Source organism: Curtobacterium sp. MCBD17_026, assembly GCF_003234895.2.
GTDB lineage: Bacteria > Actinomycetota > Actinomycetes > Actinomycetales > Microbacteriaceae > Curtobacterium > Curtobacterium flaccumfaciens.
The window spans coordinates 1,087,571-1,100,815 of sequence record NZ_CP126281.1 but is presented as its reverse complement, the minus strand read 5'-3'; the positions used below and the strand labels follow the sequence as shown (position 1 = coordinate 1,100,815).

Sequence of the window (13,245 nt, the reverse complement as noted above, 5' to 3'; positions counted from 1 at the left end):
GAGTGGTCGGTCAGATCTTGGTGTGGCCGAACTCGTCGACACCCGTCTCGTGGTGGCGGGTGGCCTCGAACTTCTGGGAGTGGCGGTAGGCCACGTCGCGGAAGCTCCAGGTCACGAAGCCGAGGAAGATGAAGAAGAGGGCGCCGACCATCGGGAACACGAACGCGGGCGCCCCGGAGGCGTGCTCAGCAGCTTCTGCGAGGAAGGTCATCGTTCGTGCTCCGTTCGGTCGGGGAAAGACGCCGTTCAGTCTAGCCGCGGATCTGCCCGGAGCCGCGCACGATCCACTTCGTGCTCGTGAGCTCCGGCAGGCCCATCGGACCACGCGCGTGCAGCTTCTGCGTCGAGATGCCGACCTCGGCCCCGAAACCGAACTCGCCACCGTCGGTGAACCGGGTCGAGGCGTTCACCATGACGACCGCCGAGTCGACGGTCGCCAGGAACCGCTCGGCGGTGTCGACGTCGTTCGTGACGATCGACTCCGTGTGGTGCGTCGACCATCGGGCGATGTGCGCCATCGCCGCGTCGACGTCGGGCACGACGCGGATCGACAGGTCGAGGTCCATCGACTCGGTCGCCCAGTCGTCCTCGGTGGCTCGGAGCACCCCGGGCACGATCGCCCGCGCGGCGTCGTCGCCGCGCAGCGTGACACCGGACGCCCGCAGCCGGTCGGCCAGCACCGGCAGGAGTCGTTCGGCCGCGGCCTCGTGCACCAGGAGGGTCTCGAGGGCGTTGCACACGCTCGGCCGCTGCACCTTGCTGTTCAGGACGATGTCGACCGCACGCTGCTCCGGCGCGGACGCGTCGAGGAACACGTGCACGACGCCCGCACCGGTCTCGATGACGGGTACCTGCGACTCGGTGACGACGGTCTGGATGAGCGTGGCGCTCCCCCGCGGGATCAGCACGTCGACCAGGCCACGTGCGCGCATGAGCTCGGTTGCACCGGCGCGCCCGAACTCGTCGATGGTCTGCACCAGGTCGCGGGGCAGGCCGACCGACTCGACCGCGTCCTGGATCCGGGCGACGAGCACGGCGTTCGTGTGCTGGGCCGCCGACCCACCACGGAGCACGACGGCGTTGCCCGACTTGAGCGCGAGCGAGGCGATGTCGACGGTGACGTTCGGGCGTGCCTCGTAGATGGCCCCGACGACACCGAACGGCACGCGCACCTGGGTGAGCTGGAGTCCGTTCGGCAGCTGCGACCCGCGCACGTGCTCCCCCACGGGGTCGGTCAGCCCGACGACGTGCTCGACCGCGGCGGCGAGGGCTTCGATCCGGACGGGGTCGAGTCGCAGCCGGTCGAGCAGCCCGGACGAGAGTCCGCCGTCCTCGCCGGCAACGAGGTCGTCGTGGTTCGCGGCGACGATCTCGTCCGTCGCGGCACGCACCGCCGAGGCGATCGCGCCGAGGGCCGCGTCCTTGACGGCGGTCGTCGCGGTCGCGAGCGCCGACGAGGCGGCCCGTGCCGCCACGAGCTTGTCGGTCAGGGTCGGGGCGGGCGCGATCGACGACATGGACCGATTGTAGGTCCGTCCCCCGGTTCGTGACGGGCGTGCCGGACGCTCGCCGTGCCTCCAGGCCCGGTCCGCCGCGCCGACCGGTCACGACATGTCGTCCCCCGCCCGCCGAGCGGTCGCAGATCGTCGCTCCGCGCCGCCCGCAGCGACGACTCCCGACCACACGACCACGACCCAACGGGGAGTCGCGACCGCCTGGAGGCCCGCCACCGGTCCCCGGACACGCACCGGGCCTCCAGGCGGTCGCGTCCACCCCGTCGACCGGCCGCGCCGACCAGTCACGACATGTCGTCCCCCGCCCGCCGAGCGGTCGCAGATCGACGCTCCGCGCCGCCCGCGGCGACGGCTCCCGACCACACGACCGCGACCCAACGGGGAGTCGCGACCGCCTGGAGGCCCGCCACCGGTCCCCGGACACGCACCGGGCCTCCAGGCGGTCGCGTCCACCCCGTCGACCGGCCGCGCCGACCAGTCACGACACGTCGTCCCCCGCCCGCCGAGCGGTCGCAGATCGTCGCTCCGCGCCGCCCGCAGCGACGACTCCCGACCACACGACCACGACCCAACGGGGAGTCGCGACCGCCTGGAGGCCCGCCACCGGTCCCCGGACACGCACCGGGCCTCCAGGCGGTCGCGTCCACCCCGTCGACCGGCCGCGCCGACCAGTCACGACACGTCGTCCCCCGCCCGCCGAGCGGTCGCAGATCGTCGCTCCGCGCCGCCCGCAGCGACGACTCCCGACCACACGACCACGACCCAACGGGGAGTCGCGACCGCCTGGAGGCCCGCCACCGGTCCCCGGACACGCACCGGGCCTCCAGGCGGTCGCGTCCACCCCGTCGACCGGTCGCGCCGAGCGGTCACGACACGTCGTCCCCCGCCCGCCGAGCGGTCGCAGATCGACGCTCCGCGCCGCCCGCGGCGACGGTTCCCGACCACACGACCGCGACCCAACGGGGAGTCGTGACCACTCGGTGCCACCCGCGAGGCGCGGCGCGGCGCGGCGCGGCGTGGCGCACTGCGGGCCGTGTCAGGGACGCGGCGCGGCGTGGAACCAGGTGCCGAGGTGTTCGCCCGCCAGCGCGCGGTCGACCAGCGCCGTGTCGGTCACGAGCACCGCGGTGCCCGCCTCGGCCGCGAGCCGCGCGGCGGCGACCTTGGTCCCTGCTCCCCCGGTGCCGACGCCCGCGGTGCCGATCGAGCCGAAGGTGACCCCGGCCAGCTCGTCGCCGAACGGCACCTCGTCGATGCGGGTCGCGCCCGGCTGCTCCGGGGGTGCCGTGTAGAGCGCCTCGACGTCGGAGAGCAGGACGAGGGCGTCGGCGCCGAGCAGCCGGGCCACCAGGGCCGCGAGCCGGTCGTTGTCGCCGAAGCGGATCTCGTGCGTGGCGACGGTGTCGTTCTCGTTCACGATCGGGAGCACGCGCAGGGCGAGCAACCGGTCGATGGCCCGCTGGGCGTTCACACGGTGCGTGGGGTTCTGCAGGTCACCGGCGGTGAGCAGGATCTGCGCCGCGACGACACCGTGCCGGTCGAGTTCCTTCTGGTACCGGAACATCAGGACGTTCTGCCCGGTTGCGGCCGCCGCCTGCTGCGTGGCGAGGTCGTCCGGTCGGCCCTCGAGCCCGAGGAACGGGAACCCGGTCGCGATCGCACCGGACGACACGAGCACGACCTCGGTCCCTCGACCGTAGGCGGCGGCCAGAGCGTCCACCAGGGGGCCGATCTGGCCGGCGGCGTCACCGCTGACCGAGGACGAGCCGACCTTGACCACGATCCGCCGCGCACGCGGGATGTCCTCGCGCCGTGTGACGGGTCCGAGGTCGGTGCGGGCGGTCGTGTCGGTCATGCCGCGGTCAGTCCTTCTGGTCGCTGGTCTCGACCTGGTCGCTGGTGCCGAGCTGGTCGCTGGTCACCACGTCGTCGTCCACCCAGAGCCCGGAGACGCGCTCCTGCTCGAGCTCGGCACGGGCGGCCGCCTTGGCGTCCATCCGCTCGAAGTACTCCTCGCGCCGCTCGTTGCGGGTCGGACGCGAGGTCGCACCGATGCGGGCGTCGGTGCCGCGGGCACTCGTGATGAGCTCCGCGGTCGACGTGAGCGTGGGCTCCCAGTCGAACACCATGCCGCCGTCGCCACCGATGACGACGGTCGAGCCGGCGACGGCTCCGGCCTTGAACAGGCCGTCCTCGACGCCGAGCTTCGCGAGCCGGTCGGCCAGGTAGCCGATCGCCTCTTCGTTCGTGAAGTCGGTCTGCTGGACCCAGCGCTCCGGCTTGGCGCCGCGGACGCGGTAGAAGCGGTGCTCCTCGCCGCCTTCGGCGCGCACGGTGAAGGGCTTCTCGTTGACCGAGCGGGGGCGGAGCACGATGCGCTCCGGCACGGGCTCGGCAGCACGGGCGGCGCGGGCCTGCTCGACGATGTCGGCCAGGGCGAACGTCAGCTCGCGGAGCCCCTTGCGGGACGCCGTGGAGATCGGGAAGACGCGGTAGCCGCGGCCCTCGAGCTCGGCGGTGACGAACTCGGCGAGCTCCTGCGCCTCGGGCACGTCGATCTTGTTCAGGGCGATGAGCTGCGGGCGCTCGAGCAGCGGCACCTGGCCCTCGGGGACCGGGTAGCGCTCGAGCTCGCCGAGGATGACGTCGAGGTCGCTGATCGGGTCGCGGCCCGGGTCGAGCGTGGCGCAGTCGATGACGTGGAGCAGCGCCTCGCACCGCTCGACGTGGCGCAGGAACTCGAGGCCCAGGCCCTTGCCCTCGGACGCGCCCTCGATCAGACCGGGGACGTCGGCGACGGTGAACCGGGTGTCACCGGACTCGACGACGCCGAGGTTCGGGGTGAGGGTCGTGAACGGGTAGTCCGCGATCTTCGGCTTGGCGGCGGAGACGGCCGCGATGAGCGAGGACTTGCCGGCGCTCGGGAACCCGACGAGGGCCACGTCGGCGATGGTCTTCAGCTCGAGGCTGATGTCCCCCGCCCAGCCCTCGGTGCCGAGCAGCGCGAAGCCGGGGGCCTTGCGCTTCGTGGTGGAGAGCGCCGCGTTGCCGAGGCCGCCCTGTCCACCGGGAGCCACGACGACGCGCATGCCGGGCTCGGTGAGGTCGGCGATGACTTCGCCGGACTCGTCGTACACCACGGTGCCGACGGGCATCGGGAGCTCGAGGACCTCGCCGCTGAGACCGCTGCGGTGGTCGCCCATGCCGGGCTGGCCGTTCTTCGACGAGCGGTGCGGGGAACGGTGGTAGCCGAGCAGCGTCGTCACCTGGGGGTCGGCCACGAGCACGATGTCGCCGCCGTCACCGCCGTTGCCGCCGTCGGGCCCGGCGAGGGGCTTGAACTTCTCACGGCGGACCGACACGCAGCCGTTGCCGCCGTGCCCCGCGCTGAGGTGCAGGGTCACGCGGTCGACGAAGGTCGCCATGGGTCCACTCCTGGTGTTTCGTTGTGCCGACGGGATCGTCGGCGGGAAAAGCGAAGGAGGGGCGGGCACTCGGCCCGCCCCTCCAGCTGCAGTCGTTCGAACGACTACGCGTTGACGATGTTGATGACCTTGCGGCCACCCTTGGTGCCGAACTCGACCGAACCGGACGAGAGGGCGAACAGCGTGTCGTCGCCACCGCGGCCGACGTTGGCGCCCGGGTGGAAGTGGGTTCCGCGCTGGCGGACGATGATCTCGCCGGCGTTGACGACCTCGCCACCGAAGCGCTTCACGCCGAGGCGCTGTGCGTTCGAGTCACGACCGTTGCGAGTGGAACTCGCACCCTTCTTGTGTGCCATGAGTTGACTCCCTTACGCGATCTTGGTGATCTTGACGCGGGTCAGCTCAGCGCGGAAACCCTGGCGCTTCTTGTACCCGGTCTTGTTCTTGAACTTCTGGATGATGACCTTGGGACCACGGAGGTCGTCGAGCACCTCGGCGGTGACGGTCACGTTCGCGAGCTCGGAAGCCGCCGACGTGATCTTGTCACCGTCCACGAGGAGCACGGGGGCGAGGTCGATGTTGCCCTTGTCGTCCGCCTTGGCACGGTCGATGGTCAGGATGGTGCCGACCTCGACCTTCTCCTGACGGCCGCCGGCGCGCACTACTGCGTAAACCACGTGGAAATCCTTACGTAACTCTGCTTGAGGGAAGTCTCGGGTGCCCACTTCTGCACGAGCGGCTCCCGGGAAGGCCGGGCCCGATCGGCGACGCAGGCAGAACGGCCCGCTGACACCAGGGACCGAGAATACTCGATCACCCTGGGTCCGGTCAAACGGCGACACCCGTACGATTGCACGGTGACCGTGTTGATCGACCCACCGACGTGGCCCGCCCACGACACACTGTGGTCGCACCTCGTCAGTGATGAATCCTACGCGGAACTCCACGCGTTCGCTGCGCGGGCAGGTGTGCCGCGCCGTGCGTTCGACCACGACCACTACGACGTCCCGCTCGCGCGCTACGACGAACTCGTGGCCGCGGGCGCCTCGGCGGTGACCGGTCGCGAGCTCGTACTGCGGTTGATCCGCAGTGGGCTGCGCGTGGCGCAGCGCGACAAGCGCGGCCTCTGACAGCGCCTCAGGACGGCCGGGAGGCCCGGTGCGGGTCCGCCCCACGCGGCACCTCGCACGGCGCGCCGCCGGCTCGCAGGGCTGCGCGTGCGAGGGGCCGGGAACGGGCTCAGCGGGGCGCTGGTCCGCCCCAGGGGTTCGCCGGGGGCTGCTGCGGAGGCTGCTGCTGCTGCGGCTGGATCGTCGACGGCGGGACCGCGTCGGCGGGTCGGACGGTGCCCGGCATCCCCGGGGTCGTCGACGGGCCTCGTCCGCGGCGCGGTCGGCCGAGCCAGAGCCAGGCCGCGGTGGCGGTCGCCAGGAGCATCACCGTGAACGGCAGACCGTTCTGCAGCGGCCGCGTGACCACGTCGATGACGAGCTGGGAGGCGCCTGCGGTGGTCGCTCCGAGCGACCCGGTGAAGACCCCGACGAGCATCAGGGCCACCGTGCCAGCGGCGCCGGCGAGGACCACGCGGAGCAGGAGCCTCGGCAGCGGGCTGCGACGGTCGATCGGCGTCAGGAACGCCAGGGCCAGGAACGCGCCGACGTAGTACGGGAACGGCGCCACGAAGACCCCGGTCGTGAAGCTGCCGAGCAGGCTCGTGCCGGCGCCGTAGTGCCGGAACGGACTGACCACGAGCGAGGTGCCGAGCAGCCCGAAGAGCCCGGACACGAACTCGACGAGCACCAGGGCCACCACGGCGATGAGCGCACCGGCCGTGTTCGTCACCGAGGCCCCGGGCGCGAAGGCCCGACGCGGGTCTGCCGGGGCACGGGGCGGCCGCGGCGGGGCGTACGGCGCGCCGGCACCGGGCTGACGCCCGTACTGCGGCACACCGCCCTGCTGCGGCGGCACGGGGCCACCGGGCTGCTGGGCACCCGGGCCGGGCGGTGCGGGCTGGGACCAGCCCGCACCGTAGTACCCACGCTGCTGCTGCGGGTCGCCCGGGTTCGTCACGTCAGTTCCCCAGGATCACTGCGCCGTCGGAGCCGTCGGCGTCGTCGGTCGGCTCCTCCGTCGGCGTGGCCGGAGCGCTGATGCTCGGCGACGAGACCCGGCGCGAGCGCGAGCGCCCCTGTCCGGGCTGCTTCGGTTCCGGGAGCGCCTGGAGCACCGAGTCGAGCAGGGACTCGGCGTCCGGGGCGACCGCGCGGGGCTCGCGCTTGGGCGCCGCGGCGATCGGGATGTCCAGGATCGCGACGGTGTTGTCGGTCGGGGTCACGGTGGCGCTCGAGCTCACGCGACGGCGGGCCGGGGCCTTCGCCTTCGGTGCGGCCGCGGTCTCCGTGACGGCCGGAGCAGCGCCCTTCGGCGCACGCGCCTCGGGCTCGACGACCACGGTGGGCTCGGCGGTGGCCGAGGACTCCGGTGCGTCCGACTGCTCGGCGGCAGGTGCCTGCGGCGCCTCGGTGGCCCCAGCCGGTGCAGCGGCCTGCTGGTCGCCGTTCTGCTGGTCTCCGGTCTGCTGGTCAGCCCCGCGGCCTCCACGGCCACGACGACGACGCTTCGAGCCGGTCGGCTGTTCGCCACCCGTGCTGTCCGTGCCGGTCGACGCGTCGGCCGACGACGGTGCCGCGGCCTCCGTGGCGGTCACGGCAGCAGCTGCCGCCTCTTGCTCGTCGTGCGACAGGGTCGAGGCGGCGATCCGCGACAGCGCGTTCTTCACGTCGTCGGTGATCTGGTGCGCCTGGCTGGACGCCCCGTTCGACGACCCCGACGAACCGGAGTTCCCGTTGCCGCCGTTCCCGCCGTTGCCGGACCGGCCGTTCTCGTTGCCGTTCCCGCCACGGCCCTTGCGACGACCCTTGCTCGGGCCCGGGTCGGCGTTGTTGTCGTTGATCTTGGCGTTGACCTCGTCGAGGGACTCGCGCAGACCGACGCCGATCTTCTTGCGGGTCATCTGCACGAGGCCGAGCGAGGTGATCTCGGCGACCTGGTGCTTCGTCCGGTCACGGCTCAGGCACTCCACCAGACGGCGGAGCACGAGGTCGCGGTTCTCCTCGAGCACCATGTCGATGAAGTCGACGACGATGATGCCGCCGATGTCCCGCAGGCGGAGCTGCCGGACGATCTCCTCGGCGGCCTCGAGGTTGTTCTTCGTGACCGTCTCCTCGAGGTTGCCGCCGGAGCCGACGAACTTGCCCGTGTTGACGTCGACGACCGTCATGGCCTCGGTCCGGTCGATGACGAGCGAACCGCCGGAGGGCAGCCAGACCTTGCGGTCGAGCGCCTTGTCGATCTGCTCGTTGAGGCGGAACTCCTCGAACGAGTCGGGGCCCTCGTACCGGACGACGCGGTCCTTGAGGTCCGGGGCGACGGCCGACAGGTACTCGTCGATGGTGCCGCCGGCGGCCTCGCCGTCGATGATCAGCTTCGTGAAGTCCTCGTTGAAGACGTCGCGGACGATCTTGATGAGCAGGTCGGGCTCGGAGTGCAGCATCACCGGGGCGTGACCGCCGGCGACCTTCTTCTGGATGGCCTCCCACTGGCTGGTCAGGCGCTGCACGTCGCGGGTGAGCTGCTCCTCGGTCGCGCCCTCGGCAGCGGTGCGGACGATGACGCCCGCGTGCTCCGGCAGGACCTCCTTCAGGATCTTCTTCAGTCGGGCACGCTCGGTGTCCGGCAGCTTGCGCGAGATCCCGTTCATCGAGCCGTTCGGCACGTAGACCAGGTAGCGACCCGGCAGCGAGATCTGGCTGGTGAGGCGGGCACCCTTGTGGCCGACCGGGTCCTTCGTGACCTGCACGAGGACCTTGTCGCCCGGCTTGAGCGCTGCTTCGATGCGGCGACCGTGGTTGCCGGTCTCGACGGAGTTCCAGTCGACCTCACCGGCGTAGAGCACGGCGTTCCGGCCACGACCGATGTCGACGAACGCCGCCTCCATCGAGGGCAGGACGTTCTGCACCTTGCCGAGGTAGACGTTGCCGATGAGCGACACGTTCTCGGACTTGGTGATGTAGTGCTCGGCGAGGATGCCGTCCTCGAGCACGCCGATCTCGATCGTCGACGAGCTGGAGCGGACGATCATCTGGCGGTCGACGCTCTCGCGGCGGGCGAGGAACTCGTCCTCGCTGACCACCTGACGGCGGCGTCCGGCGTCGCGGCCGTCACGACGGCGCTGCTTCTTCGCCTCGAGTCGGGTCGAGCCCTTGATGCGCTGCGGCTCGGTGATGAGCTCCGGCTCGCGGCGGCGCGGCTCCTGGTGGTCGCGCGGCTCGCGGGCCTCGCGGTCCGCGCTCGAACCACGGCGACGCGAGCGACGGCGCGAGCCGCCCTGGTCGTCGCGGTCGTCACGGTCCCGATCGCGGTCGAAGCGGTCCTCGCGGTCGTAGCGGTCGTCCTCGTCGCGGTCACGGTCGCGGTCGCGGTCGCGATCGAACCGGGGCGCGCGCTGCGGCAGCTCCGGCAGCACCGGCGCGTGGAAGATCAGGCTGAGCGTGCTCGTGGCCTTCGGCACGAACGGCTCGTCGGCGGGTGCGGCGTCGTCGTTCGCCTCGGCCGTCGGTGCGGCGTCGGCCGGACGGGAGGCGCGGTCCGCGTCCGCCCCGTCGCTCGCGGTGCCCGACTGGTCGCCCGTCACGACCGGCAGGTCACCGGTCAGCGTGCTCACGTCGTGCGGCTCGGCACCGCTGTCGGCCACGGCCTCGACCGCGACGGAGACCGCCCCGGTGTCGGTCGGCTCGACGGGCGATGCCGGGGAGTCCGGCGAATCGGGAGAATCCGGCGAATCGGGAGACCCGACGCTGGCCGCGGGACGGGCGTCAGCGCCGCCCGTCAGCGCGAGGGTCTCGTCGGCGTGGGGTGCCTGCTCGGCGCCCCCACGGGCCTCCTGGCCGGACGACCGGGCGCGGCGACCGCCGAACAGGCGGCTCCGGCGCTTCGGCGCGTTCTCGTCGTTGGTCGTGTTGTCGTTGTTCTGCTCCACCATGGACTGGTGCACTCCTCGGCCCCACTCGCACCCTTTCGGGCGGCGGGAATTCTGTAGTTGTGGCGGGCGGCGTCGACGCCCCCGCGCTCGCTGTCTCGTGACCGGTCTGCGTCAACTTCGCTTGCGTCCGCGCCCGTTCCGGTCCGGGCACCCGGCCCGGGTCGGCTCGGCGTCGGAGTGACGCTGTCCCGACCACAGTGCGCTCTCACCGCACCGGATCGTCCGGGTTCAGCCCGGTGGGGCGTCACTCGGAAAGCTCTCTTCGGTGTGCGGTTGGCCGCACGACCTCCAGGCATTATCGCATGCCACACCCCGAAAGCACCGGAACCCGCATGCGATGATGACCGCGTGACCGCGTCTGCACCTGCCCCCCGTCGTCCGATCGCGATGGCGGTCTTCCTGCTCGTCACCGGGATCGTCGGCCTGTTCGGCTCGTTCCGGCTCGTCCTGGACGAGTTCACGAAGTACCAGAACCCGAAGGCCGTCCTGAGCTGTGACGTGAACCCCTTCATCAACTGCTCCGACGTGATGGCCAGCTGGCAGGGGCACCTGTTCGGGTTCCCGAACCCGCTGCTCGGCGTCATGGGGTTCGTCGCGCCGATCGCCGTCGCCGTGCTGCTGCTCGCCGGGTTCCGGAACGGTTCGCGCTGGTTCTGGATCGCGTTCAACGCCGGTGTCTTCCTGGCGTGGGTGTTCGTGACCTGGCTGTTCACGCAGACCGTCTTCGTCATCGGTGCCCTGTGCCCGTGGTGCATGCTCGTCTGGTCGATGACCATCCCGATGTTCTGGGTGTTCACGATCTGGAACGCCGCCCAGGGTCGCTTCGGCGCCGGAGCGCAGCGTGTCGGGCGGTCGCTCCTGCCCTTCAGCTGGGCGTTCGCGCTGGCGAACTACCTGGTCATCATCGTCACGATCATCATCAAGTTCCCCGCGGTCCTCACCAGCTTCTGAGCCGTCCCCGCTGCCCCTACGCTCGGGATCGATGAACGAGAACGAGAGCAGCAGGGCGCGCCGGGACGCCGCACGTGAACGCGCGCGAGCGGCACGGGCGGCGGAGCAGTCGCGCCGACGCCGCCTCCGCACACTCGGCATCAGCGGGATCATCGTCGGCGGCCTCGCGGTGATCGCGGTGGTGGTCCTGGTGATCGCGAACTCCGTGCAGCCCGCCGGTCCGGGGCCGCGCAACACGGCGAGCGACGGCGTCCTGCTCACCGGGGTCAACGGCAGGATCGTGCCCGTCGAGACGCGGGCGGTGCCCGACGGCGGGACCCCGACGCCGACCGAGCAGGACGGCTCCGAGACCGCGATCACGATCTACGCGGACTACATGTGCCCGTACTGCAACCAGTTCGAGACGGCCCAGATGTCCCGGATCCGGCAGTGGGTCGAGGACGGCACCGCGACCCTCGAGCTGCATCCGCTCGGGCTGCTCGACCGCGTGTCGCTCGGATCCCGGTACTCCACCCGCTCGGCTGCGGCTGCCGCCTGCGTGGCGGACCACGACCCGGACGCGTTCCTGGCGTTCAACAGCTCGCTGTACGAACACCAGCCCTCGGAGAGCACGCGCGGACTCACGAACGACGAGCTGGCGTCCCTCGCGCGCGGAGCGGGGGCGACGGACCCGGCCGTGACACCGTGCATCACCCGGCAGGACTTCGCCGGGTGGGTCGCCGACGCGACCAACCGGGCGATGAACGACCCGGTGCCGAACTCGTCGCTCGACGGGATCACGAGCACGCCGACGATCATCGTCGACGGCGAGCAGTACAACGCGGACGGCGCGGCGTCCCTCGCTGACGTCGACGCGTTCGCGGCCTTCGTCCGGAAGCACGGCAGGGCGTCCTAGCCGCGCGCACCGTCCCGCCGCGTCCTCGCCGTGCGACCGCCCGCCCGCCCGCCCGCCGCACGACGAACGGCCCCCGCTCCCGGATGGGAGCGAGGGCCGTCGGTCGTTCGGGGAGTGTTACTTCGCCGCGGCGTCGATCGCGGTGATGACGGTGCTCAGGTCGTCCAGGCGCTTGCCGTCGACGACGATCGTCGGCGTGCCGAAGCCCTGCGTGCCCGCGAGCGCCTCGTTCGTGGTGACGGCCTGCGTGGACTTCGTCACCCAGCCCTTGAACTGCTCGGACGACAGGCACTCGGACAGGTCCGAACCGGTCGCGCCGCCCGCCTTGACGAGCTTCGCGATCTCGGAGTTGGTCAGGCCCTTGGTGCCCTCGGCCGGCTGGTTCTCGAAGAACTGCGTCTGCACGTCGAGGAACTTGTCCGGCGCGTAGTTCGCCACGCACATGGCGGCGTTCGCGGCACGGCTGGCGTAGCGGGAGCCCGCGTAGCTGCGGTCGAGGATCGACACCGGCTGGATCGCCAGGGTCGCGTCGCCCGACTTCACCTTGTCGAGGATCTGGTCGGAGTAGGCCGCCTCGAACTGCTTGCAGACCGGGCAGGCCCAGTCGACGTACTCGGTGACCGTCACGGCACCGTCGCTGTTCGCTGTGGGGACCGGCGAGGCCGAGCCCGTCGCGGAGACGGCCGGCGTGGTCACCGGGGTGACCTTGCCGTCCTGGCCGGTGAACTGGATGGCCCCGGTGGCCATGTTCTTCGGCCCCGCTGCGGACACCACGGGCGCGTTGTTCACGTTCACCACGACGATCGCGATGATCGCGGCGATCGCCACGATGCCCAGGCCGATGCCGCCCTGCAGGAACCACTTGTTGCGGCGCTTGCGGCGCTTCTCGGCGTCGGCTCGCTGGCGTGCGACCTCTCGGGCGTGCTGACGCCGCTCGTTCTTGGTGGGTCGGTCGTTGTTCGTCACGTCGTGCCCGCCGCTCAGGCGAACCAGAGCGCGAGCTCGCGCGCGGCCGACTCGGGGCTGTCCGAACCGTGGACCAGGTTCTGCTGCACCTTGAGGCCCCAGTCGCGGCCGAGGTCACCACGGATGGTGCCGGGCGCGGCCGAGGTCGGGTCGGTGGTGCCGGCGAGCGAGCGGAAGCCCGCGATCGCACCGTTTCCGGCGACGCGGACGGCGACGACCGGACCGGACTGCATGAACTCGACGAGCGGCTCGAAGAACGGCTTGCCCTGGTGCTCCTCGTAGTGCGCGTCGAGCAGGTCGCGCGGTGCGGTGAGCATCTTCAGGTCGACGAGCTCGTAGCCCTTCGCCTCGATCCGGCGGAGGATCTCACCGGTCAGCTGGCGGGCGACGCCGTCGGGCTTGACGAGGACGAGGGTCTCTTCGAAGTCGGACACGCAGTACTCCCTGTGTTCG

At 71.5% G+C, this 13,245-nt stretch carries 13 protein-coding genes; 3 read left to right on the top strand and 10 right to left on the bottom strand.

Translation table 11 applies throughout. From position 1 onward, the window contains the following. Positions 1 to 10: 10 nt before the first annotated feature. The 6 genes from DEI85_RS05215 to rplU form a co-directional block, all read right to left on the bottom strand. Positions 11 to 211: a hypothetical protein gene (locus DEI85_RS05215; protein ID WP_110859232.1), complete on the bottom strand. Its 201-nt coding sequence runs from the start codon at positions 209 to 211 to the stop codon at positions 11 to 13. A gap of 40 nt (positions 212 to 251) precedes the next feature. Then, complete coding sequence (locus tag DEI85_RS05210) at positions 252 to 1,517, bottom strand: glutamate-5-semialdehyde dehydrogenase (RefSeq protein ID WP_111123096.1); 1,266 nt, start codon at positions 1,515 to 1,517, stop codon at positions 252 to 254. A gap of 1,033 nt (positions 1,518 to 2,550) precedes the next feature. Continuing rightward, on the bottom strand, positions 2,551 to 3,369 hold the full coding sequence (gene proB, locus DEI85_RS05205) for a glutamate 5-kinase (protein ID WP_217499638.1): 819 nt from the start codon (positions 3,367 to 3,369) through the stop codon (positions 2,551 to 2,553). Between the two features lie 7 nt (positions 3,370 to 3,376). Continuing rightward, complete coding sequence (gene obgE / locus DEI85_RS05200) at positions 3,377 to 4,939, bottom strand: GTPase ObgE (protein WP_110859230.1); 1,563 nt, start codon at positions 4,937 to 4,939, stop codon at positions 3,377 to 3,379. Between the two features lie 104 nt (positions 4,940 to 5,043). Next, on the bottom strand, positions 5,044 to 5,295 hold the full coding sequence (gene rpmA, locus DEI85_RS05195) for a 50S ribosomal protein L27 (RefSeq protein WP_017885976.1): 252 nt from the start codon (positions 5,293 to 5,295) through the stop codon (positions 5,044 to 5,046). A 12-nt stretch (positions 5,296 to 5,307) separates the two neighbouring features. Beyond that, the gene (gene rplU / locus DEI85_RS05190) at positions 5,308 to 5,616 is read right to left on the bottom strand and encodes a 50S ribosomal protein L21 (protein WP_027464715.1); all 309 of its coding nucleotides are present in this window, start codon (positions 5,614 to 5,616) and stop codon (positions 5,308 to 5,310) included. A 180-nt stretch (positions 5,617 to 5,796) separates the two neighbouring features. On the opposite strand from rplU, the gene DEI85_RS05185 reads away from it, so the two are divergent. Then, positions 5,797 to 6,069, top strand: coding sequence for a DUF4031 domain-containing protein (locus DEI85_RS05185; protein ID WP_110859229.1), 273 nt, complete (start codon positions 5,797 to 5,799; stop codon positions 6,067 to 6,069). 109 nt (positions 6,070 to 6,178) lie between these two features. On the opposite strand, the gene DEI85_RS05180 is transcribed toward DEI85_RS05185, so the two are convergent. Together DEI85_RS05180 and DEI85_RS05175 are read right to left on the bottom strand one after the other, a co-directional pair. After that, positions 6,179 to 7,009 carry a hypothetical protein gene (locus DEI85_RS05180; RefSeq protein WP_111123095.1) on the bottom strand — a complete coding sequence of 277 codons (831 nt, stop codon included), beginning with the start codon at positions 7,007 to 7,009 and terminating at the stop codon, positions 6,179 to 6,181. 1 nt (position 7,010) lies between these two features. Further along, positions 7,011 to 9,980: an Rne/Rng family ribonuclease gene (locus DEI85_RS05175; protein ID WP_111123165.1), complete on the bottom strand. Its 2,970-nt coding sequence runs from the start codon at positions 9,978 to 9,980 to the stop codon at positions 7,011 to 7,013. A gap of 348 nt (positions 9,981 to 10,328) precedes the next feature. Here DEI85_RS05175 and DEI85_RS05170 point away from each other — a divergent pair, with 348 nt between their 5' ends. Beyond that, positions 10,329 to 10,931: a vitamin K epoxide reductase family protein gene (locus DEI85_RS05170; RefSeq protein ID WP_258376257.1), complete on the top strand. Its 603-nt coding sequence runs from the start codon at positions 10,329 to 10,331 to the stop codon at positions 10,929 to 10,931. A 31-nt stretch (positions 10,932 to 10,962) separates the two neighbouring features. Then, positions 10,963 to 11,826, top strand: coding sequence for a DsbA family protein (locus tag DEI85_RS05165; RefSeq protein WP_111123093.1), 864 nt, complete (start codon positions 10,963 to 10,965; stop codon positions 11,824 to 11,826). A 117-nt stretch (positions 11,827 to 11,943) separates the two neighbouring features. Here DEI85_RS05165 and DEI85_RS05160 read toward each other — a convergent pair whose 3' ends face one another. Both DEI85_RS05160 and ndk read right to left on the bottom strand, forming a co-directional pair. Beyond that, positions 11,944 to 12,792, bottom strand: a complete 849-nt coding sequence (locus DEI85_RS05160) for a DsbA family protein (RefSeq protein WP_111057898.1) — start codon at positions 12,790 to 12,792, stop codon at positions 11,944 to 11,946. Positions 12,793 to 12,806: 14 nt separating this feature from the next. Continuing rightward, the gene (ndk, locus tag DEI85_RS05155; RefSeq protein ID WP_017885984.1) at positions 12,807 to 13,226 is read right to left on the bottom strand and encodes a nucleoside-diphosphate kinase; all 420 of its coding nucleotides are present in this window, start codon (positions 13,224 to 13,226) and stop codon (positions 12,807 to 12,809) included. Positions 13,227 to 13,245 lie beyond the last annotated feature (19 nt).

Bases quoted from the DNA above. Each gene is read 5' to 3' on its own strand.
- DEI85_RS05215 (WP_110859232.1), bottom strand. From the start codon at position 211: ATGACCTTCCTCGCAGAAGCTGCTGAGCACGCCTCCGGGGCGCCCGCG.
- DEI85_RS05210 (WP_111123096.1), bottom strand. From the start codon at position 1,517: ATGTCGTCGATCGCGCCCGCCCCGACCCTGACCGACAAGCTCGTGGCG.
- proB (WP_217499638.1), bottom strand. From the start codon at position 3,369: ATGACCGACACGACCGCCCGCACCGACCTCGGACCCGTCACACGGCGC.
- obgE (WP_110859230.1), bottom strand. From the start codon at position 4,939: ATGGCGACCTTCGTCGACCGCGTGACCCTGCACCTCAGCGCGGGGCAC.
- rpmA (WP_017885976.1), bottom strand. From the start codon at position 5,295: ATGGCACACAAGAAGGGTGCGAGTTCCACTCGCAACGGTCGTGACTCG.
- DEI85_RS05175 (WP_111123165.1), bottom strand. From the start codon at position 9,980: ATGGTGGAGCAGAACAACGACAACACGACCAACGACGAGAACGCGCCG.
- DEI85_RS05165 (WP_111123093.1), top strand. From the start codon at position 10,963: ATGAACGAGAACGAGAGCAGCAGGGCGCGCCGGGACGCCGCACGTGAA.